Source organism: Methylosinus sp. C49 (assembly GCF_009936375.1).
Lineage (GTDB): Bacteria > Pseudomonadota > Alphaproteobacteria > Rhizobiales > Beijerinckiaceae > Methylosinus.
In genome coordinates this window covers 894,187-917,039 of the sequence record NZ_AP022332.1, presented here as the reverse complement: position 1 = coordinate 917,039, position 22,853 = coordinate 894,187, and the positions used below count along the sequence as shown (strand labels likewise).

The window sequence follows — 22,853 nt, the reverse complement described above, 5'->3', positions numbered from 1 at the left end:
GGCATCGCTCCGGCTCTTTCCCAGCATCGCCGAGTAAAGCAGGAATCGCCAGGGCCGCCAATGCGATCCGCAGGAAGCGCCGCGCCCGCCCGGAAAGATCGGGCAAAATGCCCGGCGCACAACGGTCCCTGCGCTCTTCTTCCGCGCGCGCGCCCCGCGCGACGATCGCGCCCTCCCCGACCAGGGGCCTTGGAGAGTCGATGATGAAACCGCATTCTATCCTGGCGCGCCTGCCGTCGCGCAATGCTTTTGTGCTCGCCTTTGCGACCTTGCTGCTGGGCATGGCGCTCGCCATCGCCTGGATCCTGGGCGTCACTCTGTTCTACCCGGACAGCGCGCTCGCCCAGGCCATTCCCCGGCGCGACGATCTCATCCGCGCCCATATCGATTATCTGATGATGGCGCAGTTCGTCTTCGTCTTCGGGCTGCTGTTCCGCCAATACGCCATACGGCCGCCGATCTGGATGATCGTCGCCATCTGCTTCGGAACATTCAACAATCCGCTGTCCTTCGCGCTGCGCGCGCTGACGCCGAAGATCGATCCCGCGACGCTGCCGCCGGTCGAGCCGCATTTTCCCCTGATTGCGGGCGTGAGCTTCACTCTGACGACGGTGGGGTTTCTGACGGCGGCCTTCCTCGCCGTCCGCGCGGCGTGGCGGGCCGGCGACGCGGCGGCGGCGCCGACGCTCGCTCGGAGCCTCGAGCGAGCCGAGTAGCTCCGAGCGCAAAGCGAGCCCTCAGAGACTCGCTCTCGCTTATGGCGTCACACCAGCCGGCTCTGCGCCTTGGCCGCCTCGATGAAGCTGGCGAAGAGCGGATGCGGCTCGAAGGGGCGGGACTTCAGCTCCGGGTGATATTGCACCCCGATGAACCAGGGATGGTCGGGTATCTCGACCGTCTCCGGCAGCACGCCATCCGGCGAGGCGCCGGCGAAGGAGAGGCCATGCGCCTCCAACCGCTCGCGATAGGCGTCGTTCACCTCATAGCGGTGGCGGTGGCGCTCCGATATGTCGCAGCGGCCGTAGATGGCGGCGATGCGCGAGCCCGGCTTCAAATGGGCGGGATAGGCGCCGAGGCGCATGGTGCCGCCGAGATCGCCGCTCGCGGAGCGCTGCTCCAGCGCATTGCCGCGCAGCCACTCGGTCATCAGGCCGACGACGGGCTCCTCGCAGGGGCCGAATTCGGTGGAATTGGCCTTGTCTATGCCGGCGAGGGCGCGCGCCGCTTCTATGACCGCCATCTGCATGCCGAAGCAGATGCCGAAATAGGGAACGCCGCGCTCGCGGGCGAAGCGGGCCGCGAGAATCTTGCCCTCGGCGCCGCGCTGGCCGAAGCCGCCGGGCACGAGAATGCCGTTCACATGCTCGAGATGGGCGGCCGGATCGGAGCTTTCGAACACTTCCGATTCGATCCAGTCGAGATTGACCTTCACGCGATTGGCGATGCCGCCATGCGCCAGAGCCTCGATGAGGCTCTTATAGGCGTCCTTCATGCCGGTATATTTGCCGACGACGGCGATCGTGACCTCGCCTTCGGGATTGTTGACGCGCTGCGTCACCGCATTCCAGCGGCTCATATCGGGCTTGGGCGCTGGGTCTATGCCGAAGGCGGCGAGAACCTGCGCGTCGAGCCCGGCCGCGTGATAGGCGCGCGGAACGTCGTAGATATGGGCGGCGTCACGCGCCTCGATGACGGCGTTCTCGCGGACATTGCAGAAGAGGCCGAGCTTGCGGCGCTCCTCGCGCGGAATCTCGCGATCGGTGCGGCAGAGCAGAATATCCGGCTGAATGCCGATGGAGCGCAGCTCCTTCACCGAATGCTGCGTCGGCTTGGTCTTAAGCTCGCCGGCGCTGGGGATGAAGGGCAGCAGCGTCAGATGGATATAGATGCAATGCTTCTCCGGCAGCTCATTGCCGAGCTGGCGGATCGCCTCGAAGAAGGGCTGGCCCTCTATGTCGCCCACCGTGCCGCCGATCTCGATCAGGACGAAATCGACATGGTCATTGCCCTCGAGGGCGAATTCCTTGATGGCGTTGGTGACGTGAGGAATCACCTGGATCGTCGCGCCGAGATAGTCGCCGCGCCGCTCCTTGGCGATGATGTCCTGATAGATGCGCCCGGTCGTCACATTGTCTTGGCGACAAGCGGGACGTCCGGTGAAACGCTCATAATGGCCGAGATCGAGATCGGTCTCGGCGCCGTCGTCGGTCACGAAGACCTCGCCGTGCTGGTACGGACTCATCGTGCCAGGATCGACGTTGAGATAGGGATCGAGCTTGCGCAGCCTCACCGTGTAGCCACGCGCCTGAAGCAATGCTCCGAGCACCGCTGACGCCAAGCCCTTGCCGAGTGAGGAGACCACGCCGCCGGTGATGAAGATGTACCGCGCCATGGGAGCTTACGCTTATCGCCTCTGGATCGATTCGGAAAAGACTTTTTTCGTCGGCCGGCGGAATTCCACCGGCCGTCCGCTGACCGAAGCTGCGAAGGGCGGCCCTCGCGAGCCGCCCGCGCCTCATTTCTGCTCGGCCGGAGCCTTGTCTGCGCCCTCCGGGGCTTTCGCCTCGGGCTCCTTCGCGCCTTCCGGCGCCGGAGCGGCGGCCGCAGGCGGCTCGGCGGCCGGCGGCGTCGCGCCCTGGCGCTGCTGCTGGACGCGCTGCAGCTGGTCGAAGATGCTTTCTTTCTTCTCCGCCGGAGCCGGCGTCGAGGCGCCCGTCGCCGGCGCGCCGGCCGGCGGGATCTCCTTGAGCTCCAGCCTGCCCGGATCGACCCCCTCGCTGCCGCGCTCCCAGGCCGGGAGAACAGTGAGCGCGATGCTCGTCAGAAAGAAAATGGCGCCGAGAATGCCGGTGGCGCGGGTGACGGCGTTGGCCTGGCCGCGGCCGGTGAACAGGCCGCCGCCGCCGCCGATGCCGAGCGCGCCGCCCTCCGACTTCTGATAGAGAATCAGAACGACGAGAGCGACCACCACCATCAGGTGGATGACGATGATAACCTGCTGCATGAACCGCTGTCTCCCGACGCCCGGTTTCCGCCCGCCCCGCGGCCCGCGCATGTTCTTGTCGCGGGCCTTCTACACCAATTGCGCGGGCCTAGGGAAGGGGCGGCGCCGATCGCCCGATCAATAGGCCTTGCCGTCCTGGCCCTTCCAGCCGCTCGGGGCTTGATCGAAGCGCGTCTCGTCCTTGAATTCGATCGTGGCGCCCGGCTCGATATATTGCCGGCCCTTGATCTCCTGATTGGAGACGGTCGTCGAATAATATTTGCTGGCCGAGCAGCCCTCTTTCACGGCCCCGGCCTCGTCCGGCTTGCAATCGAGATTGGCGCCCTTGGGGAACTCCGCCGTGCCGGTGAAGTAGAATTCGACGGCCTTATGGCCGGCGCCCTCGACATCCAGCTGCCAGAAACGCGACACCTCGAATTTGACCACCTTGACGTCTGGATCGAACTTCTGCTTCAGCCGATTCTCGAAAACCGAGCGGGCGTTGTCTGCGGTCGGATCGCAGGAGAACAGGCAGAAGGCCTCGGCGCGGCCGGCGGTGAGCGCGGTCGCGAGCAGAGCGGCCGCCACGATCTTCGATTTCGACATGAAACGCGTCTCCTCTTTTCGTTTTTATCCTTCACGCCGGCCAAATGGACGGGCGCGAAGCGGGGCTCCTTATGGGGCTCGAAACGCAGGCTGCACGGCCGTCGCGATCCCGGCAAGCCGGCCGCTGCGGACAGATTGTCGCATCACGATGGATTTCTCCGCGATGTTGCCTTGCGCCGGCGCGCGCCTTATTGACGGCGCAACCCCGAGAACCAGAGATAGAGAGGATTTCATGGCCGCCTACAAGCTCCTTCTCCTGCCGGGCGACGGCATCGGCCCGGAAATCATGGCCGAGGCCGAAAAGCTCATCGCCTTTCTGAGCGCCGCCGGCGTCGCCTCTTTCGAGACGGAGAAGGGCCTCGTCGGCGGCTCCGCCTATGACGCCCATGGTCAGGCGATCAGCGAATCCGACATGGCTCTCGCTCAGAGCGCAGACGCCGTGCTGCTGGCCGCCGTCGGCGGGCCGAAATGGGACGGCGTTCCCTATGACGTGCGCCCCGAGGCCGGCCTCTTGCGCCTGCGCAAGGATCTCGGCCTCTTTGCCAATCTGCGCCCCGCCATCTGCTATCCGGCGCTGGTCGACGCCTCCTCGCTGAAGCCCGATCTCGTCGACGGCCTCGACATTATGATCGTGCGTGAGCTGACCGGCGGCGTCTATTTCGGCGAGCCCAAGGAGATCACCGATCTCGGCAATGGCCAGAAGCGCGGCGTCGACACGCAGGTCTATGAGACCTATGAGATCGAGCGCATCGCCCGCATCGCCTTCGAGCTCGCCCGCAAGCGCTCCAACAAGGTCACATCCTCCGAGAAGGCCAATGTGATGAAGTCCGGCCTGCTGTGGCGCGAGGTGGTGACCGCCCTGCACGCCCGCGAATACGCCGACGTGCAGCTCGAGCATATGCTCGCCGACGCGCTGGGCATGCAGCTGGTGCGCCGGCCCAAGCAGTTCGACGTGATCGTCACCGACAATCTCTTCGGCGATCTTCTGTCGGACGTCGCCTCCATGCTGACCGGCTCGCTCGGAATGCTGCCCTCCGCCTCGCTCGGCGGCGAGGATGCCGCGACCGGCAAGCGCAAGGCGCTCTATGAGCCCTGCCACGGCTCCGCGCCAGACATCGCCGGCAAGGCGCTCGCCAATCCGATCGCCATGATCGGCTCTTTGGTGATGGCGCTGCGCTATTCTTTCGGCCTGACCCCGGTCGCCGATGCGATCGACAAGGCGATCGCCGATGTGCTGGCCGCCGGCCTGCGCACCGCCGACATCGCCGGGCCGAACGACAAGCCGGTCTCCACGAGCCAGATGGGCGATGCGATTCTGGCGGAGTTGAAGAAGACCTTGGGGTGACAGGAATCGCGAGAAGGAACGCGCCTCGGCGCGTTCCATTGCGGTCCGACTTTTTGCGCCCTGTCGCGCGCAGTAATCAACGACAATTGCTCGCTCGAAGTAATTTGACTTGCGAAATCGAAAGAGGGCGCCGAATGCGAGGGCATAGCGTACATCTCGACATCGCCTGCTCTTCCGTTACCGTTGCAGCGATTCTATCGATTGCGTTCGGCGCGGCCTCTCACGCCGAAACCGCAGCCAATTCTACGCCGCGGCGCTCCGGTTCGTGCTGGGACGGGGCCATATCACAACGCAATATGACCGACTGCGCGATGAATGACTTTCGCGCCGCCGACGAGAAGCTGAACAAATCGTATCGAGCTGTGGCGTGTCATCTCGATCCGCAGGAAAAGGCCAAGCTCAGAGCAGCGCAACGAGCGTGGATCGTGTTTCGCGACTCGGATTGCGCCTTCTGGGGCGGTGGCGGCGGCTCTATTGCTCCAATGAACGAGCTGGCGTGTCGGGCTCAGCTTTCCAACGAGCGAGCAAGAGAACTCGACAGCTGGCCTCCGAATGCGCCACGCGACGCGCTCGTTCCGTGCGAATGAGCGCGGTTGCCGGCTTTTCAGAGCGTGGGTTGCCTGGTAGTTTGCGAAGGCCTAGAAGGTTACGACCGCGGGCGTCCGAGAGTTCACTTTCGGAGCCGTCAGGCTCATAGCAAAACGAGCGAAATGCGCTATCCTTCCTCGACGAGGACAATGGGCGTCGCATGAAACCCTATATCGCCATCATTCACCAGGAAGGCGAGAGCGCCTATGGCGTGAGCTTTCCCGACGCGCCCGGCTGCTTCTCGGCCGCCGACGAGCTCGACGATCTGTTCGCCATGGCGACGGAGGCGCTGGAGCTATGGGCGGAGGGAATGCGCGAGGACGGGCTGCCGTTTCCTCCGACACGCGATCTTTCGGAGATCAAAGCCGACCCGAATTGGGCGGAGAGCTTCGATGGCGCCACTATGATCATCGCGATCGAAGCTCCATGGGACAAGCTCTCGCGCGCCGCGGAATAGTCAGTCCTTTGGCCAGCCGGCTTGGCGATAGATGTCGGCCACGGTCTTCGGCGGAATATTTTTATTCGGATGGGAGACGGTGACTCGTCCGATCTTCATCGGATGCTTGTATTGCCGATGCGAGCCTTTCGAGCGAACATGCTTCCAGCCTTCGCGTTCGAGGCGGCGTATGATCTCGCGGCTGTCGGTGAGCATGAGGCGCCTTTATTCGATTCGATACGCCTTCTATTTACGCTCGCAAGGAGGAGGCGACTGCAACTCCGATGGAGTTATGCCCGTAACCCACAATAGCGGGAAGGAAATACGGGGATATTGGGGATAGTAGCCCTCCAGTCCTTGACAGACGCGCCCATTGCCTCCGAGCTTACGCTTCACGCCAGCCGATTGACGCCGACGCGTCGGAGCCCATTCGCGCTTCCACCTCCGCCCTTATCGGCTCCAACTCCTCCTCCGTGAACGTCTCCTCATCGAGCAGGCGCTTCGCCGTCTCCTCATGCACGCTCGCGCATTCCTTCAAAATCCGCGTCGCGCGCAAAAAAGCCTCCTGAACCAGCTCCCGCACGGCGCGGTCGATGCGCGCGCTGGTCTCCTCGCTCGCGTCGGAGCGCTGGCCGAGATCGGCGATGTCGAGATAGCGCGGCCGCTCGGCGATATAGGAGGCTTGGCCGACCGCGGGCTCCATGCCATAGCGCGTCGCCATGGAGCGGGCCATTTCGGTGGCGCGTTGCAGATCGTCCGCGGCGCCGGTCGTCGCCTCGTGGAACACATTCATCTCCGCAGCGCGGCCGCCGAGCAGAACCGTCATGCGATTCATCAGCTCCGAGCGCGTCATCAGATAGCGATCCTCGGTCGGCATTTGCATCGTGTAGCCGAGCGCGCCCATGCCACGCGGAATGATCGAGACCTTCTTGATCGGATCCATATCCGGCAGCGCCATGGCGACGATCGCATGGCCCATCTCGTGATAGGCGACGATGCGCCGCTCGCGCGGATGCAGCAGGCGATTGCGCTTCTCCGGCCCGGCGAGCACGCGCTCGATCGCAGAGGTGAAGTCGTCCAATGTCACCGAGACCGCGCGCCGGCGCGTCGCCAAAGTCGCCGCCTCATTGACGAGATTGGCCAGATCGGCGCCGGTGAAGCCCGGCGTCATCGCCGCGATCTGCGCGGGATCGATATCGGCGCCGAGCTTTATCTTGCGCAAATGCACTTTCAATATCGCGGCGCGGCCGATCTTGTCCGGCCGATCGACCGAAATCTGCCGATCGAAGCGCCCGGCCCGCAGCAACGCCGGATCGAGCACCTCGGGCCGATTGGTGGCGGCGAGCAGCACGACGCCGGAAGAAGGATCGAATCCGTCCAATTCGGCGAGCAATTGATTGAGCGTCTGCTCCTTCTCGTCATGGCCGCCGGAGAGGCCGGAGATTCCACGCGCGCGGCCCAGCGCATCCAATTCGTCGATGAAGATGATGCAGGGCGCGGAGGCGCGCGCCTGCGTGAAGAGATCGCGCACGCGTGCGGCGCCGACGCCGACGAACATCTCCACGAATTCCGAGCCGGTGATGGAGAAGAAGGGCACGCCCGCCTCGCCCGCCACCGCGCGGGCGAGCAGAGTCTTGCCGGTGCCGGGCGGGCCGACGAGAAGAATGCCTTTGGGGACGCGCGCGCCGAGACGCCCATAAGTCTTGGGGTCTTTGAGAAAAGCGACGATCTCCTGCAATTCCTCCTTCGCCTCGTCGACGCCGGCGACATCGGCGAAGCCGACCTTCACATCGGTCTCGACGAAAATCTTGGCTCGGCTCTGGCCGATCTGCATGACCGAGCCCAAGCCTTGCGTCATGCGGCGCGACAAATAGCTCCAGACGAGAAAAAACAGAGCGATCGGCACGATCCAGGAGAGCAGGGTCGAGACCCAGGTGTTTTCGACAATTCCCGAATATTTGACATTGGCGGCCTCCAGCTCCGCGGCGACGTCGGTCGGCACGCGCACGGCGACGATCTGCTTGCGGCCATCCTTCATCGGCTCCTTCAGAGTCGCGCGCATTATGTCGGAGCCGACCTCGACCGAGGCGATCTTGCTGTCGCGCAGCAGAGTTTGGAACTCGCTGTAGGGAACGACCTCGGTCTGCCGATAGACCGTCCACATCTGCTGCAATATGAGCACGCCGATCAGCGCCAGCAGAAAATAGGCGAGATGAAAAGACCAGGCCTTGTCCTTCGGGGGCTGCTCCATTGGTCTCGCCTCCACGTCGCTGAAGCTGGGCCGAGCGTCCGCGCGCATACGCAAAGATGGAATATAGGCGGCGCCGCGAGCTTATCCATCGGCGCGCATGTCGCAGGGACTCTCCGCTACTTGCGCGCAGCGGAGCGTTTGGGCGCCGCTCGCGCCGCCTTCTTTTTTTTGGGGCGAGCTTCGGCGCGGCTCGGCTCGAGCGCCGGCGGGACGCTCGCTTTCTCCGCTGCGACTTCCTCGGCCACGCCTTGTGGCGCGAGGCAGGCGGCGAGCACACGCTCGATCAGAGGACGCATCGTCGCTTCATTGGCGTCCTGGAGCGCTTCCTCGCCGAGGACTTGGCGCAATATCGAGATTCCGAAGAGGCAGGCGTTGAAAAGAATGGCGCGCTCCTGCGCCGCCGGCCCTTCGAGCGTCGCGGCGATAGGGCCGATGAACTCCGGGCCGCTGCGCATACGCAATACGTCGCGCGCTTGCGGATTGGTCATGGAGCGCACGACGATCTGCAGCGTCTCATTCTCACGCTCGTCGTACAGGCCCTCGGCATATTGCGCGATGAGGCTGCGCCCTTCCGAGACGACCGGCCGCTCCTTCGCCCGCGAGGCCGTCAGCGCCGCCGCAAAGAGCTGCTCCTTGGAGCCGAAGGCGCGGTGGACGAGCGCGACATCCACGCCGACATCGGCCGCTATGTCGCGAAGCTTGACGTCCTCATAAGAGGCGGAGCCGAAACGTGCGAGCGCCGCCCGGAGAATGCGCTCGCGCGTCTTCTCTCCGCCGCGGCTTTCTTTCCGCTTCGCCTGCATCTCGAAATCCTTCCCGCCCCTACGCGCGCAAAATATGCGCGCATCGCCGGTGGTCAATCGAATATGCGGCTCGCCAACTCAACATTGTTGACTTTTTTTCGAGTCTCACGTATTTTCTACGTCATTCTGCGCTGCGGGAGCGAGCGCGAAGATATTTCGGTCGGCGATGACTTTTCGAAGCCGTCATTGCAGCACGCCAAATGAGAGCGCGGCCGATTCCGCCAGGCTTCGGCGCCGTCGCTATCGTCTGGAGCATCGATCATTCCGTCGAGCGTCGCTACAATGAAGTAAGGATGAGATGAAAGGACGCATTCACCTTCACGACCCCGATCGACCGGACGAGGCGCTCGAGGTCGACGTCATCGCCCATGACGAGGCTGTGCTTTCGGTCGGCGTGCCGAACACGTATGTCAGCTTCGATCTCACGCGCTACGACGCGAGCGCGCCCTATCGCGGCGTGCTCGGCGGGCGCAGCTTCGTTTTCACGCCCCCTGCCCCGCGGCGCCGCTCGCCGGCGCAGCCGCGCGAAGCGCCGACAGGCGCCGTCGCCAAAAAGCGGACGCTTCAGAAGATCTGAGCCGGCGAGATCGGCTGTAGCCGGCGCGGCCTTTCAACCGCCGCGCACGGCCGTCTCGAGAAAATCCTCGAGCGCGCGAATATAATCCATATCCTCGAAAGCTCTGTGCTTCTCGGCGGCGACGCAAGCGGCGAGCCCGGCGCGATGAGCGCGGTCGCGCCCCAGCCGCACCGCGATCTCGACATAATGATCGAGCGAGGCGGCGATCGTCTCCTCGCAGCCGATGCGGCGCAGAATCGCGGCCGTATGGCGCCCGCGCATGAACGCACCCGGCAGGCTCACGATCGGGCGATCGGCGCCGAGCAGATCGAGCGTCGAGCGGCCGCCGGACCAGCCGGGCGTGTCGAGAATGACATCCGAAGCGGCCGCTGTGGCGACGAACAGCTCTTGCGGCATTTGCGGCAAGATCACGCAATGATCTTCCGCGGAGAGTCCCGCGGCGGCGAAGGCGCGCTGCATCCGCGCGCGGAAGACCGCAGTCACCTCTGCGCTCTTGGCGAAGGCGATGAAGAGGAATTTGCACGGCCCGATCGCCGCGGCGATGCGCGGATAAACGGAATCGTAGCAGGGCAGATATTTGTAGAGCGCTTGTCCCGAGAAGAAGATCGGCGCGTGCGGCTCGGCGTCGAAGAGCGAGCGATCGAGCTTTTGCAGCGCGAGCGTTTCCGCCGTGTAATGCAGGCCGAGATTGGGCAGAAGCACGAGACGCTCGGTATAGAAGCGCTCGGCGCCTTCGGGCTCCATCAGCTCGCTCGACAGAAAATGGTCGATCGTCGGCATGCCGCTCGTCTCCGGCTGGCCCCAGGCCATGCATTGCACGGGCGCGAGACGCTGCGCCGCGAGCCAGCCCGACACGGGATCCATGCCGATCTCGGGATAGAGCAGAACATGCGGCGCCGCGGCGACAATGGTCTCGCGCCAACCTTCCGGCGTCGAAGGCTCGCGCGGAAATTGGTCGCAGGCCTGCGCGGCGCGAATCGTCTCGGCGTCCTCGGTCTTGCCCGTATGGAAGCCGATGATCTCGAAACGCGCGCGATCGAGCTTCTCGATCCAGCTCTCGAGAAAAAGACGGAACACGGTATGGCGGCAGAAGAAGCCGCTGACGATTCCAACGCGTATGCGCTCGCCCTCCGCCGGCGGCGGCGCGAGCGGCGCGGCGGGATGCGCCTGCGCGAGAACACGGGAGGCGAATTCGCCATAGAGCGTTTGCAATTGCCGATCGTCCTCGCCCTGATAGGGAAGGAAGAAGGGCTGCGTCGCGGCGATCGCCGGCGCGAGCGCGGCGGCGATCGCCGCGTCCTGCGCGGAAGCGGAGAGCGCTGCGAGCGCCTGCGCATAGCGCACGCGACGAATGGCGACCTCCTCCTGCGTCTCATAGAGGATCGGCAGTTCCGCCATGCAGAGCGCGATGCGCGCGCCGCCATGGCCGGGATCGGCCGCAATGGCGGCGCGGTGGCGCGCCACCGCGTCATCGGTGCGTCCCTCGAGATGCAGCAGGCAGCCGAGATTGTAATGCGCGTCGGAGAGATCGGGCTTCAGCGCCAGCGCGCTCTCATAGCAGACGATCGCCTCGGCGTGGCGGCCGAGCTCCTGCAGCACGACGGCGAGATTGTTCCAATAATTGGCGTCGCCGGGCGCGAGACGCACGGCGATGGTGAGACGCGCGGCGGCCTCGCTCCAGCGGCCGCGCCGCATCAGCCAGCGGCCGAAATTGCCCTGCGCCTCGACGAGCCGCGGCTCGAGCTCTATGGCGCGCAGAAAGGCCGCCTCCGCCTGCGCGGCGGGGCCGATCTCGGCCAGCGCATTGGCGAGATTGTACCAGATCGCCGGCTGATCCGGCGCGCATTGCGCGGCCTCGGCGTAATGCGCGGCGGCGGCGGCGCCATGGCCGAGATCCATCAGCGCGCTGGCGAGGTTGCAATGCAATGCGCCGGAGCCGGGCCGCAGCGCGACCGCGGCGCGATAATCCACGACCGCCTCCTCGAGCCGCCCCAGCGCGCGCAGAGCGAGCGCGCGGCTGTTGTGATGGATCGCCTGTCCGGGCGCTATCGCCATCGCCTCGGCGATCAGCGCGAGGCCCGTCTCCGGCGCGCCGCGCTCCGCCTCGAGCAGGCCGAGAAGATGCAGGCTGTCGGCATGTCGCGGCCAGCGATCGAGAACGCCGCGATAGAGCGCCGCAGCCTCGTCGATCTGTCCCGCCTCATGGCGCGCGCGCGCCTGTCGAAAAGCCGAATCCGGCGTGATGTCGTTCATGCGTCGCGAGTGATCCACGAATCGGGCCGAGGCCACATCTGTGCTCTATCTCGGACGCCGATGTTGCGCCATCTTATTCGCCGTGTTTCTGAACAGCGAACGATGGCGCCATCCTCTCCGGCCGCCGCCGCGCTAAATGTCGTTTCGATGCGTCATTCGTCACGACGCAGATTGCAAGCCTCGGTAGGCTGCGCGCCAGCGGCGCTCGCCGTAAGAGTGAGAGGTCCCATGGACGCGCTCCAGCCGAATGCGACGCCACGTTGGGAATGGCGCATCTTCGGCGCCGATCTCGCGGCGCTGGAGGCCGAGCTCGGCTCGCCGACGAGCCTGCCGCGCCGCAGCGACGAGACCTATCTGCTGAACGCGCTGACGCCGCACTCCGCGAAGATTCGCGACGACGCGCTCGAGGTGAAACGTCTGCTGCGCGTCGACGATGGGCTGGAATTATGGGAGCCCGCCTTCCGGGCGCCCTTTCCGGTGACGGCCGAGCGTCTCGCCGCCGCCGCCGCGGCCCTGGCGCTGCCGCTGAGCCGGCTCGATCGCGCCGCCTATGACGAAGCGCATTTTCTCGCGGAGATCGTCGCGCCCTGCCCCGCGCTGCGCGCCGTCGCGGTGCGCAAGTCGCGGCTGCGCTTTTCCTTTCGCGGCTGCGCGGCGGAATTCGTGCGGATGCAGATCGGCCCCGCGCCGATGGAGAGCGTCGCTCTGGAGAGCGAGGACGAGCGCCGCCTCGCCGAGGCGCTCGCCGCGCTCGACGCCGATCCGCGGCTCAATGTGAATTTTCCCAAAGGCGTCGAGCGCGCCGCCGCTCTGGCGATCTGAGCAGGAGGAGGAAGGCATGGGCGTGGAGATCGAGCGGAAGTTTCTGGTCACGCGTGAGCTGTGGCGACCGCGCAACGACGGCGTGGCCTTTCGCCAGGGCTATCTCTCGCGCGCCGAGGATCGCGTTGTGCGCGTGCGCATCGCCGGCGGCGCCGCCTTTCTGACGATCAAGGGACGCATGTCCAACGTCACCCGCTCGGAGTTCGAATATCCCATTCCCGTCGAGGATGCGCAGATCATTCTCGATCGCCTGTGCGAGCGGCCGCTGATCGAGAAGACGCGCTATGAGGAAGTGTTCGGCGGCCATATCTGGACCGTCGACGTGTTCCTGGGCGAGAATGACGGGCTCATCATCGCCGAGATCGAGCTCGGCTCCGAGGGGGAGAGCTTCGAGCGCCCGGGCTGGCTCGGCCGCGAGGTCTCGGGTGACCCACGCTATTTCAACTCTGAATTGTCGAAGCGGCCCTTCGGCTATTGGGATGCGCCATAGCGGTTTCCGAGCCTCCGCTTCGACAAAGCCCCCGGAAATCGGCTAAAGATCGCTCTCCCTCGAGAAAGCGAATCAAAAGCCCATGACCATCCGCCTGCATACGGGCGACCTGCCGGACGGCGCCGATCTCGGCCCCGTCGTCGCCATAGACACGGAAACGCTCGGCCTCAATCCGCATCGCGACCGGCTCTGCCTCGTCCAGCTCTCCGGCGGCAATGGCGACGCCGATCTCGTGCGCATCGCGCCGGGCCAGACCGCGGCGCCCAATCTGACGCGCATGCTCGCCGATCCGAAGGTGCTGAAGCTCTTCCATTTCGCGCGTTTCGACATCGCCATTCTGGCCAAGACCTTCGGCGTGATGGCGGAGCCGGTCTATTGCACCAAGATCGCCTCCAAGCTCATCCGCACCTACACGGATCGCCATGGGCTGAAGGATCTCGTGCGCGAATTGCTCGGCGTGGAAATCTCCAAGCAGCAGCAATCCTCCGACTGGGGCGCGGCGACGCTCTCGGACGCGCAGCTCGCCTATGCGGCCTCGGACGTGCTCTATCTCCATGCGCTGCGCGAGAAGCTCGACTCCATGCTGGCGCGCGAGAGCCGCGCCGATCTCGCCGCCCGCTGCTTCGAGTTTCTGCCGACGCGCGCGCGGCTCGATCTCGCGGGCTGGCCGGAGACCGATATTTTCTCGCATGAATGACGCCTCGAATTCGCCATGCGGCCGGCGTTATCTCGCGGCGGCGCCGGAGCGTTTTCGAGCGTGGCCGGAACCCAGATCGAGGATGACGAGCAGAATTTGCGGGCAGCATTAGAATGAACGACGCCTCGTCGCCGACGGACAGACGCGATCGGCTCGCCTCCATCGTCGCGCCGCGCCGCGACGCCATTCCGCAGGCGCGGCGCCATTCCCAGCGCGTGGCCCGGCTGCGGCGCTGGCTGCTGTGGGGCAGCGGCGCGATCGTCGCCGCCGTGGCCGTAGGCGTGGCGCTTCATTCTCTGCGCTTTCTGCCGGCCGATCTGCGCTTCTCGCGCATCGCCATGCAGGGCACGCGCATCACCATAGAGAGCCCCAAGCTCGTCGGCTATCGCAAGGACGGCCGCCCCTATGAGCTGCACGCCCGCACCGGCATACAGGATATCGCCAAGCCCGATGTGTTCGAGCTGGAGCAGCTCGAGGTGCATATTCAGAGCGACAATGAATCCAATGTCGTGCTGACGGCGGAACATGGCCTCTACGACGCCAAGAGCGACCGCGCCGATCTCTCCGGCGGCGCCCGCGTCTTCGACGGCAAGCATTATGATTTGCGCACCGAAGCGGCCGTCATCGATTTTCGCGGCAATATCGTCACCTCCGACCATCCGACCAGGCTGACGCTGGACAGATCGGTGGTGACGTCGCAATCGGTCGAATTCTCGCAGAACGAGCGGCGCGCGACATTCTCCGGCGCAGTGCATACGACGATGCCCGGCGACGACGACGACGCCGGCGCGGCGGAAGGATCGTCTCCATGAAAATGTTCGCCAAGAAAATGATCTCGACGAAAATGATCTCGACGAAAATCATTGGTTTCCTCGCCATTCCAGTCTTCACGGCCGCGCTTCTGGCGGCCGCGCCGCTCGCCGCCAAAGGCCGCTCCGGCGGCATCCTGCCGGGCGCCGGGGCCAAGGACCCGGTCGACATAGACGCGGGCAAGCTCGACTATTTCGACAAGGAGCAGAAGCTCGTCTACTCGGGCGGCGTCGTCGTCGTTAACGGCCCTTCCACGCTGAAGGCCTCGCGCCTCATCCTGCTGCTGGACAAGCCGCAGCAGGGCCAGGAGAGCAATGGCGGCAGCGACCGCGTTCGCCACATAGACGCCGAAGGGCCGGTGACTCTGGTCTCCAAGGATCAGATCGGCACGGGCGATCGCGGCAGCTATGACCGCAGCGAGAACAAGGTCTATCTCTTCGGCAATGTGACGCTGACGCAGGGCGACAGCGTCGTGAAGGGCGACAAGCTCATCTATGACACGTCGACCGGCCAGGCGACTGTCGTGGAGAAGCCGGGCCAGCGCGTGCGCAGCATCTTCACGCCCAGCGAAGCCAAAAACGAGAAGAAAGAAAAGAAAGAAGCCGCTCCCGCCGCGGAACGCCGCGCCGACTGAGCGCGCTCAGCGCTGATAGAGGCCGACCAGCGCCGTCTCCTCGAGCAGGACCTCATTGGCGGCGCGCTCCACCTCGAGACAGCTCGGCTCCTTGCGCGCCACGGCGAGCGAGGCTGCGGAAAGCGCCATCAGCCGGAAACGATAGCGATGCACGCCATGGCGCGGCGGCGGACACGGCCCGCCATAGCCGGAGCCCTCGAAATCATTGATCCCCTGCGAGAAGCCGCGCTGCGGCCCCGGACGCCCCGCGCCTTCCGGTAATCCTGTGGCGTCGCGGGAGAGATCATAGACCGCCCAATGGCGCCAGACGCCGGCCGGCGCGTCTGGATCGTCGCAGAGCAGCACGAAGCTCTTGGTCTGCGCAGGCGCGTCGCTCCAGCGCAGCGGCGGCGAGACATTGGCGCCGTCGCATGTGTATTTGCGCGGTATCTCCTCCCCATGGGCGAAGGCGGGCGATAGCAGCCGCATATCATACTCCTGTCGTGAATTTCTCCGCCGGCGCGACAGCGAGGCCGAGCGCCGCCGCCACGGCTGCGTTGACGATCTCGCCGCGCGCCACTGTGAGGCCCGCGGCGAGATGCGGATCCTCGCGCAAGGCGCCGAGCCCTTTGTCCGCGAGCGCGAGCACGAAAGGCAAGGTCGCGCTGGCCAGCGCGAATGTGGAGGTGCGCGGCACGGCGCCCGGCATGTTGGTCACGCAATAATGCACGACGCCATCGACGACATAGGTGGGATCGGAATGAGTCGTCGGCCGCGAGGTCTCGCAGCAGCCGCCTTGATCGATCGCCACATCGACGATGACGGCGCCGGCCTTCATGCCCGCGACCATGCCGCGGCTGACGAGCTTGGGCGCCGCCGCGCCCGGAACCAGCGCCGCGCCGATGACGAGATCGGCGCGCCGCACCAGCTCGGCGATCGCCGTCGGCGTCGAGAAAACGGTGCGCGGCGCATTGCCGAAGCGCGCGGAGAGGCGCCGCAGCGGCTCTGCGCCGCGATCGGCGACAATGACGCTCGCGCCCATGCCGAGCGCGATCATCGTCGCCTGCGTTCCGACTGTCCCGGCGCCGAGAATCATCACCTCGGCCGGCGGCGCGCCCGGCGCGCCGGCGAGCAGAACGCCGCGTCCGCCCATGGATTTCTCGAGACAGCGCGCCCCCGCCTGCGGCGCCAGCCGACCGGCGATCTCCGACATGGGCGTCAGCAGCGGCAGACCGCCGAAGGGAGAGGTCACGGTCTCATAAGCGATGCAGATCGCGCCGGAGCGCATGAGATCGAGCGCCTGCGCGCGATCGGCGGCGAGATGCAGATAGGCGAACAACAGCTGCCCCGGCCGCAATCGCGCACGCTCCTGCGCCAACGGCTCCTTCACCTTCACGATGAGATCGGCGGATGCGAAAATCGCTTCCGGCCCTTCCACCAGCGCGGCGCCCGCCGTCTGAAAATCGCCGTCCGAGATACCGGCGCCGACGCCGGCGCCGCTCTCCACCATGACGAAATGCCCGCGCTGCACGAGCTCGTAGACTCCGGCCGGCGTCAGCGCGACGCGAAATTCATTGTCCTTGATTTCCTTGGGCGCGCCGACGCGCATCATGCTCTCCAATCATGCGAGCGGCGAGAAGCGATCGAGAATCTCGATCACCTCCGCATCCTCGATCTGCCGAAAATTCTCATAGAAGAAGCCGATCGCGCCGAAGCTCCGATAATCCTCGAGGCAGACGATCTCATCGGCCTCGTGTCGCAATAGATCGAGCGCATCGGTGGGCGCGACGGGAATGGCGAGAATGAGCTTGCGCGGCTCCAGAGCGCGAACCGCGCGCAGCGCCGCGCGCGTCGTCGCGCCGGTCGCCACGCCGTCATCGACGACGACAGCGAGCTTGCCGGCGACATCCGGCCGCGTCCTGCCGCGCAGATAGGCTCCGCGCCGTCTCTCTAATTCCGCCCGCTCGCGCGCGCAGACGGAATCGAAGACGGACTCCGTCACTTCCGCCGCATCGATCACATCCTCATTGCGCACGATGATCGGCGCGCCGCCATTGGCGATCGCCCCCATGGCCAGCTCCGGCTGATAGGGAACGCCGATCTTGCGCACCAGCACGAGATCGAGCGGCGCCTTCAGCCTTTCGGCGATATGCGCGGCGACAGGAATGCCGCCGCGCGGCAATGCATAGACGACGCAAGCTTCGCCGGCATGCGCGGCGAGCGCATCGGCGAGGCGGCGACCTGCGTCGTCACGGTCTCGAAACGGCATGGCGAGCCTGCTCTGGCGCGGATGCGCGACGCCATCGATATAGTCTGGAGCCGCCGCGTTGCGAGAGGCCGCTCACGATGGCGCTCGCTCGCCGAGCGGCCGCACAGCGCTCGCTTGCGGGCCATCCTCGGCGTCTTCAGGCACATAGCGCACACGATCGCCGCGCTCGAGCGCATCGAAGCCCGCGCCTTCGACGCTATTACGGTGAAAATAGAGTTCGCGACCATTCTCGCCTTCTAGGAATCCATAGCCGTCCTCGCGCATCAGCCGGCGCACGACGCCGAGCGCGGGCTCGGCATGCTGCTTCACATGCCCCTCGAGGCGACGCACCTGATCCTGCAGCCGGCGACGCGCGCGCTTGAAGGCGTCGTTCAGCGCGAAATCGAAATCCTGATAGCGCTCGTCCTGCGGCGGCGTGCGCTCGACGATCGCCTCGCGCCCGTCCGGCAGAGCGAGGCGTATGTTGATCTCATATTGCCCGCCCGTATGATGACGCGCGCTCGGCGCCTTGACCACGATGCGGCAAGCGGTGACGCGGCCGAAGCGAGTCTCCAGCTCGTCGATCTGACGCGCGATGCGCGACTGCGCCTGCGGAGAAGCCTCCATGCCATGAAAATCGATTTCCGGCGTCGTCTGCATGGCCGAGCCTCCGTTTTCGTGACACGAATTTCGCCCCCGCTCGCGCGACCGGCGCGATAGGTAGATAGGGCGTGCGGAGGAAGTCGCTCCGCTGGCGGAAGGATGCGCGTCATGACCACGCCGATCGCCGAGTACGAGGTCGCCGTCGGGCCGCGCCGGCTCGGCGGCTCGCTCGCAATTCCAGAAGATGCGCAGGGCCAGATAATCTTCGCGCATGGCTCGGGCTCGTCGCGCTTCAGCCCACGCAATCGCTTCGTCGCGGCCGCGCTGCGCGAGAGGCGCCTCGCGACATTGCTGATGGATCTGCTGAGTGAGGAAGAAGCCGAGGACCGCCGCAACGTCTTCGACATTCCCTTGCTGGCCAGCCGCGTCGTCGAGGCGATCGACTGGACCGCGACCGAGCCACTGCTCCGCAATATGCCGATCGGCCTCTTCGGCGCCAGCACGGGCGCGGCCGCAGCTCTCGTCGCGGCGGTGGAGCGGCCGCAAAAGGTGAAAGCGATCGTCTCGCGCGGCGGACGCCCCGATCTCGCGGGGCTTGCGCTAGAACATGTGCGCGCGCCGACTTTGCTCATCGTCGGCGGACTGGATTTCGAAGTTCTTAATCTCAATCGCATCGCGGCGAGACGCTTGCCCGACGCACGGCTCGACGTCGTGCTAGGCGCGACACATTTGTTCGAGGAGACTGGAACTCTGGAGCAGGCGGCCGCGCTCGCGGCGGAATGGCTGGCCGAGAAATTGGCGCAGCGCGATCGAGGCGAGAGGTTCGCATGACGACGCTGGCCGAGACGCAACCTCATCTGAAGCGTCTCTTCGAGCGCATCGATCTCGCGCCGCGGCCGATCGGCGTCGAGACGAGCCGCGCGCTCGAGCATTGGCGCGCCTCACGCCGCGGCGTCGCGCCGACTTTCGCCGATGTCGTCGCCGATCTGCGTCATGGCGGCTTCGCCTTTCGCGCCGTGCCGGAGGCGCGCGATTATGAGATCGTCATCGGCGCCAAAGCGGCAGCGCCGCTGCTCGGCGCCGTCGCGGAAGGCGCGCGCTTGAGCGAGGCGCCCAACCGCCGCGGCGCCGTGCGCCTGCGCCGCCTCTTCGACGAAGCCTTGCGCGCCGGCGAGCCTGCGCTCGTCGAATTCACCCTCGTCGAGAAGGGCCGCGACCGCGCCGGCGTCGAGCTGCTCGCCGCCCCGCTCGCGCTCGCCGACGGCGCGCTCGGCGCCGTGCTCGGCGCGTTGAACATTCAGCGTTACGAGGCGCCGGCGCCGACGCATGAGCCGCAGCCTCCGGCGAAAGAAGAAGCAGTCACGTTGTTCGCGCTCGGCTCCAGCCGCGCTCTCGGCGAGCGCGTCGCGCGCGAGCTCGCGATCACGCTTTCGCCGCACGAAGAGCGCCGCTTCGAGGACGAAGAGCGCAAGACGCGGCCGCTCGTCGGCGTGCGCGACAAGGATGTCTATGTCCTCGCGAGCCTCGAGGGCGAGACGGGCGACAGCGGCGCCGACAAGCTGTTGCGCCTTCTCTTCTTCATCGGCGCGCTGCGCGACGCCGGCGCCGCGCGCGTCACCGCCGTCACGCCCTATCTCTGCTATGCGCGCAAGGATCGCCGCACCAAGCCGCTCGATCCCGTGGCGACGCGCTATGTCGCGCAATTGCTCGAGGCGATCGGCGCCGATCGCATCGTCACGATCGACGCGCATAATGTCGCGGCCTTCGAGAACGCCTTTCGCATAGAGGCCGTCGCGCTCGACGCGCAGGCTCTGCTCGCGCGCTATTTCGCGCAGCGGCTCGGCGCCGAGCCTGCGGCGATCGTCTCTCCCGATCTCGGCGGTGAGAAGCGCGCCGAGCTGTTCCGCCAGCGCCTCGAGACAATTCTCGCGCATCCTGTGGCGAAGGGCTTCATGGACAAGCATCGCAGCATGGGCGAGATCGCCGGCGAGATTTTCGCCGGCGATGTGGCCGGCCGCGCGGTCGTCATTCTCGACGATCTCATCAGCAGCGGCGGCACGATGGCGCGCGCTGCGCGCGCCTGCAGGGCCAATGGCGCAACGCGCATCTTCCTCGCCGCGACGCACGGCCTCTTCGCGCGCGACGCCGAGATCACGCTGCGCGAGGCACCGATCGAGGAGATCGTCGTCACCGACACGGTCACGCCGAGCGAGGCGGTGGCGCTACGCTTGCGCGGGCGCATGGTGACGCTCGGCGTCGCGCCGCTGCTCGCCAAGGCGATCGCGCGCCTCCATGGCGGCGGCTCCATCGACGAATTGCTCGACACTGGTCCGAAAGGCGCCCCATGACCACAAATGCTCTCTTCGTCGATCTCTATGAGATCGCCATGCTCCGCGCCTATTTCGAGCTCGGCATGGCGGAGCGCCGCGCCACGTTCGGCCTCTTCGTGCGGCGCCTGCCGCCGGCGCGCAATTTCCTGCTGGCCTGCGGCCTCGCCGCCGTGCTGAGAGAGCTGCAAGAGCTGCGCTTCGAAGAAAATGATTTGCGCTATCTCTCATCGCTCGGCTTCGGGCGCGAGTTTCTCGACTGGCTGGCGCGATTTCGATTCACCGGCGACATTCGCGCGCTGCCGGAAGGCACGCCCTTCTTCGCCAATGAGCCCATTCTCGAAGTGACGGCGCCGATCGGAGAGGCGCAGATCGTCGAGACGCTGATCCTCAATCAGATCGGCCTGCAGACCATGCTCGCCTCCAAGGCGGCGCGCATGGTCTTCGCCGCGCGGGGACGCGCCATCGTCGATTTCGGCGCGCGCCGCGCGCAAGGCTTCGACGCAGCGCTGAAAGGCGCGCGCGCTTTTCATATCGCCGGCGTCGCCGCCACTTCCGATCTCGCCGCGGGCAGAGCGCATGACATCGCCGTCGCCGGAACCATGGCGCACAGCTTCGTCGAGGCCTGCCCTTCCGAGGCCGCCGCTTTCGAGGCCTATGCGCGCATGTTTCCCGGCGCGACGCTGCTCGTCGACACCTTTGATACGCTGGAAGGCGTGCGCAAGATCGTCGCGCTGGCGCAGGAGATGGCCGCCGATTTCGACGTGCATGCGATAAGGCTCGACTCCGGCGACCTCGATGCGCTGTCGCGGCAGGCGCGGCGCATATTGGACGAAGCCGGGCTCTCGCGCGTCGAGATCGTCGCGAGCGGCGGACTCGACGAAACGCTCATCGACAAGCTCGCCGCCGCGCATGCGCCGATCGACGCATTCGGCGTCGGCACGGAAATGGCGGCTTCCACCGATGCGCCGGCGCTCGACATCGCTTATAAGCTCGTGGAATTCGCCGGTGAGGGGCGCATGAAGCTCTCGCCCGGCAAGCGCAATCTGCCGGGCCGCAAGCAGATCTTCCGCCAATTCCACGATGGCGTCGCGCTGCGCGACGTCATCGCGCGCGAGGACGAGCGCTACTCCGGCGTTCCATTGCTCGAGCCGGCAATGCGCGACGGCGAGCCGGTGAAGCCGCGTCCGAGCCTCGCCGACATTCGCGAGCATGCGCGCGCGGCGATGGCGGCGCTGCCGGCCGACGTGCGCGGCCTCCGGCCTTGCGCCGGTCCCTATCCGGTGACGATCAGCATGCGCCTCGCCGAATATGAGCGCGAGGTGGAAGCCTCTCTCACGCGAACGGCTCCGCGCGCGCGGCCGCATCTCACACGATGCGCGTGAGGCGCTCACGCGCGAGCGCGAGATAGCGGCGCGCGAGCGGCTCCCATTTGTCCTTGTGACGCGGCGCGGGTTCGAGCAGATGAGCGAGCGAGAGACGAACGCGCAGTAGTGCGCGGGAAGCGCCATAGAGCGCGAACAGCGCGGGCGGTGGCGGCCCAGGCAAGCGCCGCGCCGTGGCCTCGACAATGGCCGCGCCGATTTGCGGCGCGCCGAGCAGAGCGCATTCGAGATCGAGAAAGGCGAGCTCGTCGAAAGGATCGACCTGCCGCAATTCATCGTTGAACTCGAGACAATCGAAAATCGCCAGCGGCTTGCAAAAGCAGATGTGCTCGGGCCGCAGATCGCCATGTCCGTCGACGATGCGCCCTTCGCGCACGCGCGCCTCCAGCGCCGGCGTCTGCGCTACCAGCAGGCGATCGACGCGATCGAGCAGCGAGATCGCGTCGCAATGATCGAGCGCGAAATCGCGCAGGGTGACAATGCGTCGATTTTCCGCCTGCTCGCGAAAGAAGCGCGCGACATAATCCGACGCGGAAATCGTCGAGCGTTCAGCGCCGGCGTAGAAGTTCGCGAGGCGCGTTGCGAGCGCCTCGATCCGACGCGTATCGACAGCGCCGCTCGCCAGCAGACGATCGAGCATGAGCTCGGCCGGCAGGCGCTTCATCTCGACGAGCCAATCGACGATCTCGCCGGCGCCGCCGATCGACAAGCGTCCATCGGCGAGTGTGACAGGAACCACATCGAGATAGACATTCGGCGCGAGACGACGATTGAGCCGAAGCTCTGCGCGACAATCTGTCTCTCTCGCGCGCTGCGTCGAAAAATCCAGGAAAGCGAAGCGCACGGGCTTCTTCAATTTATAGACGCGGTCTCCCGCGAGGAACAGGCGCGACATATGTGTTTCTAGAACATCGACGCCGAGGGGCGCGAGGCGACGCTTCAGCTCCTCGACGAGACGATCGGGCGGCGCTCGGTCTTGTGGCGAAGACATAGGCGGCTTCATTGGAGGGGGTCGC

General features: G+C 66.0%; 26 protein-coding genes. 14 read left to right on the top strand and 12 right to left on the bottom strand.

Annotated features, from left to right (window positions below):
* Positions 1-200 precede the first annotated feature (200 nt).
* Positions 201-716, top strand: a complete 516-nt coding sequence (locus GYH34_RS04280) for a hypothetical protein (protein ID WP_244635268.1) — start codon at positions 201-203, stop codon at positions 714-716.
* Positions 717-763: 47 nt separating this feature from the next.
* Here GYH34_RS04280 and GYH34_RS04275 read toward each other — a convergent pair whose 3' ends face one another.
* From GYH34_RS04275 to GYH34_RS04265, 3 genes are all read right to left on the bottom strand, one after another.
* Positions 764-2,392, bottom strand: a complete 1,629-nt coding sequence (locus GYH34_RS04275) for a CTP synthase (RefSeq protein WP_161912505.1) — start codon at positions 2,390-2,392, stop codon at positions 764-766.
* Between the two features lie 123 nt (positions 2,393-2,515).
* Positions 2,516-3,004, bottom strand: a complete 489-nt coding sequence (secG, locus tag GYH34_RS04270) for a preprotein translocase subunit SecG (RefSeq protein WP_161912504.1) — start codon at positions 3,002-3,004, stop codon at positions 2,516-2,518.
* 117 nt (positions 3,005-3,121) lie between these two features.
* Positions 3,122-3,589, bottom strand: a complete 468-nt coding sequence (locus GYH34_RS04265; RefSeq protein ID WP_161912503.1) for a hypothetical protein — start codon at positions 3,587-3,589, stop codon at positions 3,122-3,124.
* Positions 3,590-3,821: 232 nt separating this feature from the next.
* Here GYH34_RS04265 and leuB point away from each other — a divergent pair, with 232 nt between their 5' ends.
* From leuB to GYH34_RS04250, 3 genes are all read left to right on the top strand, one after another.
* On the top strand, positions 3,822-4,934 hold the full coding sequence (leuB, locus tag GYH34_RS04260) for a 3-isopropylmalate dehydrogenase (protein WP_161912502.1): 1,113 nt from the start codon (positions 3,822-3,824) through the stop codon (positions 4,932-4,934).
* Between the two features lie 134 nt (positions 4,935-5,068).
* On the top strand, positions 5,069-5,521 hold the full coding sequence (locus GYH34_RS04255) for a lysozyme inhibitor LprI family protein (RefSeq protein WP_161912501.1): 453 nt from the start codon (positions 5,069-5,071) through the stop codon (positions 5,519-5,521).
* Between the two features lie 161 nt (positions 5,522-5,682).
* A complete protein-coding gene (locus GYH34_RS04250; RefSeq protein WP_161912500.1) occupies positions 5,683-5,979 on the top strand; it encodes a type II toxin-antitoxin system HicB family antitoxin in 297 nt (98 codons plus the stop codon).
* Here GYH34_RS04250 and GYH34_RS04245 read toward each other — a convergent pair whose 3' ends face one another.
* The 3 genes from GYH34_RS04245 to GYH34_RS04235 all read right to left on the bottom strand — a co-directional run bounded on the left by GYH34_RS04245 (position 5,980) and on the right by GYH34_RS04235 (position 8,961).
* Entirely contained in the window at positions 5,980-6,174 is a 195-nt protein-coding gene (locus GYH34_RS04245; protein WP_161912499.1) for a type II toxin-antitoxin system HicA family toxin, read from the bottom strand.
* 169 nt (positions 6,175-6,343) lie between these two features.
* On the bottom strand, positions 6,344-8,209 hold the full coding sequence (gene ftsH, locus GYH34_RS04240; protein WP_161912498.1) for an ATP-dependent zinc metalloprotease FtsH: 1,866 nt from the start codon (positions 8,207-8,209) through the stop codon (positions 6,344-6,346).
* A gap of 116 nt (positions 8,210-8,325) precedes the next feature.
* Positions 8,326-8,961: a TetR/AcrR family transcriptional regulator gene (locus tag GYH34_RS04235; RefSeq protein ID WP_244635345.1), complete on the bottom strand. Its 636-nt coding sequence runs from the start codon at positions 8,959-8,961 to the stop codon at positions 8,326-8,328.
* Between GYH34_RS04235 and GYH34_RS21875 the strand changes: the two genes are divergently transcribed.
* Together GYH34_RS21875 and GYH34_RS04230 are read left to right on the top strand one after the other, a co-directional pair.
* The gene (locus tag GYH34_RS21875) at positions 8,860-9,216 is read left to right on the top strand and encodes a hypothetical protein (RefSeq protein ID WP_244635384.1); all 357 of its coding nucleotides are present in this window, start codon (positions 8,860-8,862) and stop codon (positions 9,214-9,216) included. The two genes, GYH34_RS04235 and GYH34_RS21875, sit on opposite strands and share 102 nt — an antisense overlap.
* 94 nt (positions 9,217-9,310) lie before the next feature.
* On the top strand, positions 9,311-9,589 hold the full coding sequence (locus GYH34_RS04230) for a hypothetical protein (RefSeq protein ID WP_197745445.1): 279 nt from the start codon (positions 9,311-9,313) through the stop codon (positions 9,587-9,589).
* A gap of 33 nt (positions 9,590-9,622) precedes the next feature.
* On the opposite strand, the gene GYH34_RS04225 is transcribed toward GYH34_RS04230, so the two are convergent.
* Positions 9,623-11,842, bottom strand: coding sequence for a tetratricopeptide repeat protein (locus GYH34_RS04225; RefSeq protein ID WP_161912496.1), 2,220 nt, complete (start codon positions 11,840-11,842; stop codon positions 9,623-9,625).
* A gap of 228 nt (positions 11,843-12,070) precedes the next feature.
* On the opposite strand from GYH34_RS04225, the gene GYH34_RS04220 reads away from it, so the two are divergent.
* The 5 genes from GYH34_RS04220 (at position 12,071) to GYH34_RS04200 (ending at position 15,295) form a co-directional block, all read left to right on the top strand.
* Positions 12,071-12,664, top strand: a complete 594-nt coding sequence (locus tag GYH34_RS04220) for a hypothetical protein (RefSeq protein ID WP_161912495.1) — start codon at positions 12,071-12,073, stop codon at positions 12,662-12,664.
* A 16-nt stretch (positions 12,665-12,680) separates the two neighbouring features.
* On the top strand, positions 12,681-13,154 hold the full coding sequence (locus GYH34_RS04215) for a CYTH domain-containing protein (RefSeq protein ID WP_161912494.1): 474 nt from the start codon (positions 12,681-12,683) through the stop codon (positions 13,152-13,154).
* 82 nt (positions 13,155-13,236) lie between these two features.
* Positions 13,237-13,851, top strand: a complete 615-nt coding sequence (locus GYH34_RS04210; protein WP_161912493.1) for a ribonuclease D — start codon at positions 13,237-13,239, stop codon at positions 13,849-13,851.
* A gap of 113 nt (positions 13,852-13,964) precedes the next feature.
* The gene (gene lptC / locus GYH34_RS04205) at positions 13,965-14,663 is read left to right on the top strand and encodes an LPS export ABC transporter periplasmic protein LptC (RefSeq protein ID WP_161912492.1); all 699 of its coding nucleotides are present in this window, start codon (positions 13,965-13,967) and stop codon (positions 14,661-14,663) included.
* On the top strand, positions 14,660-15,295 hold the full coding sequence (locus GYH34_RS04200; RefSeq protein WP_244635267.1) for an LptA/OstA family protein: 636 nt from the start codon (positions 14,660-14,662) through the stop codon (positions 15,293-15,295). Before lptC ends, GYH34_RS04200 begins: the two co-directional genes overlap by 4 nt.
* 6 nt (positions 15,296-15,301) lie before the next feature.
* Here the strand turns inward: GYH34_RS04200 and GYH34_RS04195 are convergent, their stop codons facing one another.
* The 4 genes from GYH34_RS04195 to GYH34_RS04180 all read right to left on the bottom strand — a co-directional run bounded on the left by GYH34_RS04195 (position 15,302) and on the right by GYH34_RS04180 (position 18,182).
* Positions 15,302-15,763, bottom strand: coding sequence for a YbhB/YbcL family Raf kinase inhibitor-like protein (locus GYH34_RS04195; RefSeq protein WP_161912491.1), 462 nt, complete (start codon positions 15,761-15,763; stop codon positions 15,302-15,304).
* Position 15,764: 1 nt separating this feature from the next.
* Entirely contained in the window at positions 15,765-16,883 is a 1,119-nt protein-coding gene (gene ald / locus GYH34_RS04190) for an alanine dehydrogenase (protein WP_161914883.1), read from the bottom strand.
* Between the two features lie 12 nt (positions 16,884-16,895).
* Complete coding sequence (locus tag GYH34_RS04185) at positions 16,896-17,543, bottom strand: phosphoribosyltransferase family protein (RefSeq protein ID WP_161912490.1); 648 nt, start codon at positions 17,541-17,543, stop codon at positions 16,896-16,898.
* A 72-nt stretch (positions 17,544-17,615) separates the two neighbouring features.
* The gene (locus GYH34_RS04180; protein ID WP_161912489.1) at positions 17,616-18,182 is read right to left on the bottom strand and encodes a cold shock domain-containing protein; all 567 of its coding nucleotides are present in this window, start codon (positions 18,180-18,182) and stop codon (positions 17,616-17,618) included.
* Between the two features lie 111 nt (positions 18,183-18,293).
* Between GYH34_RS04180 and GYH34_RS04175 the strand changes: the two genes are divergently transcribed.
* From GYH34_RS04175 to GYH34_RS04165, 3 genes are read left to right on the top strand one after another with little or no spacing between them, the layout of a single operon-like run.
* A complete protein-coding gene (locus GYH34_RS04175; RefSeq protein WP_161912488.1) occupies positions 18,294-18,956 on the top strand; it encodes an alpha/beta hydrolase in 663 nt (220 codons plus the stop codon).
* A complete protein-coding gene (gene prs, locus GYH34_RS04170; RefSeq protein ID WP_161912487.1) occupies positions 18,953-20,473 on the top strand; it encodes a ribose-phosphate diphosphokinase in 1,521 nt (506 codons plus the stop codon). Before GYH34_RS04175 ends, prs begins: the two co-directional genes overlap by 4 nt.
* Positions 20,470-21,837 (top strand): nicotinate phosphoribosyltransferase, encoded by a 1,368-nt coding sequence (locus GYH34_RS04165; protein ID WP_161912486.1) that lies wholly within the window; start codon positions 20,470-20,472, stop codon positions 21,835-21,837. Before prs ends, GYH34_RS04165 begins: the two co-directional genes overlap by 4 nt.
* On the opposite strand, the gene GYH34_RS04160 is transcribed toward GYH34_RS04165, so the two are convergent.
* Positions 21,821-22,828: a hypothetical protein gene (locus GYH34_RS04160; protein WP_161912485.1), complete on the bottom strand. Its 1,008-nt coding sequence runs from the start codon at positions 22,826-22,828 to the stop codon at positions 21,821-21,823. The two genes, GYH34_RS04165 and GYH34_RS04160, sit on opposite strands and share 17 nt — an antisense overlap.
* Between the last annotated feature and the right edge of the window lie 25 nt (positions 22,829-22,853).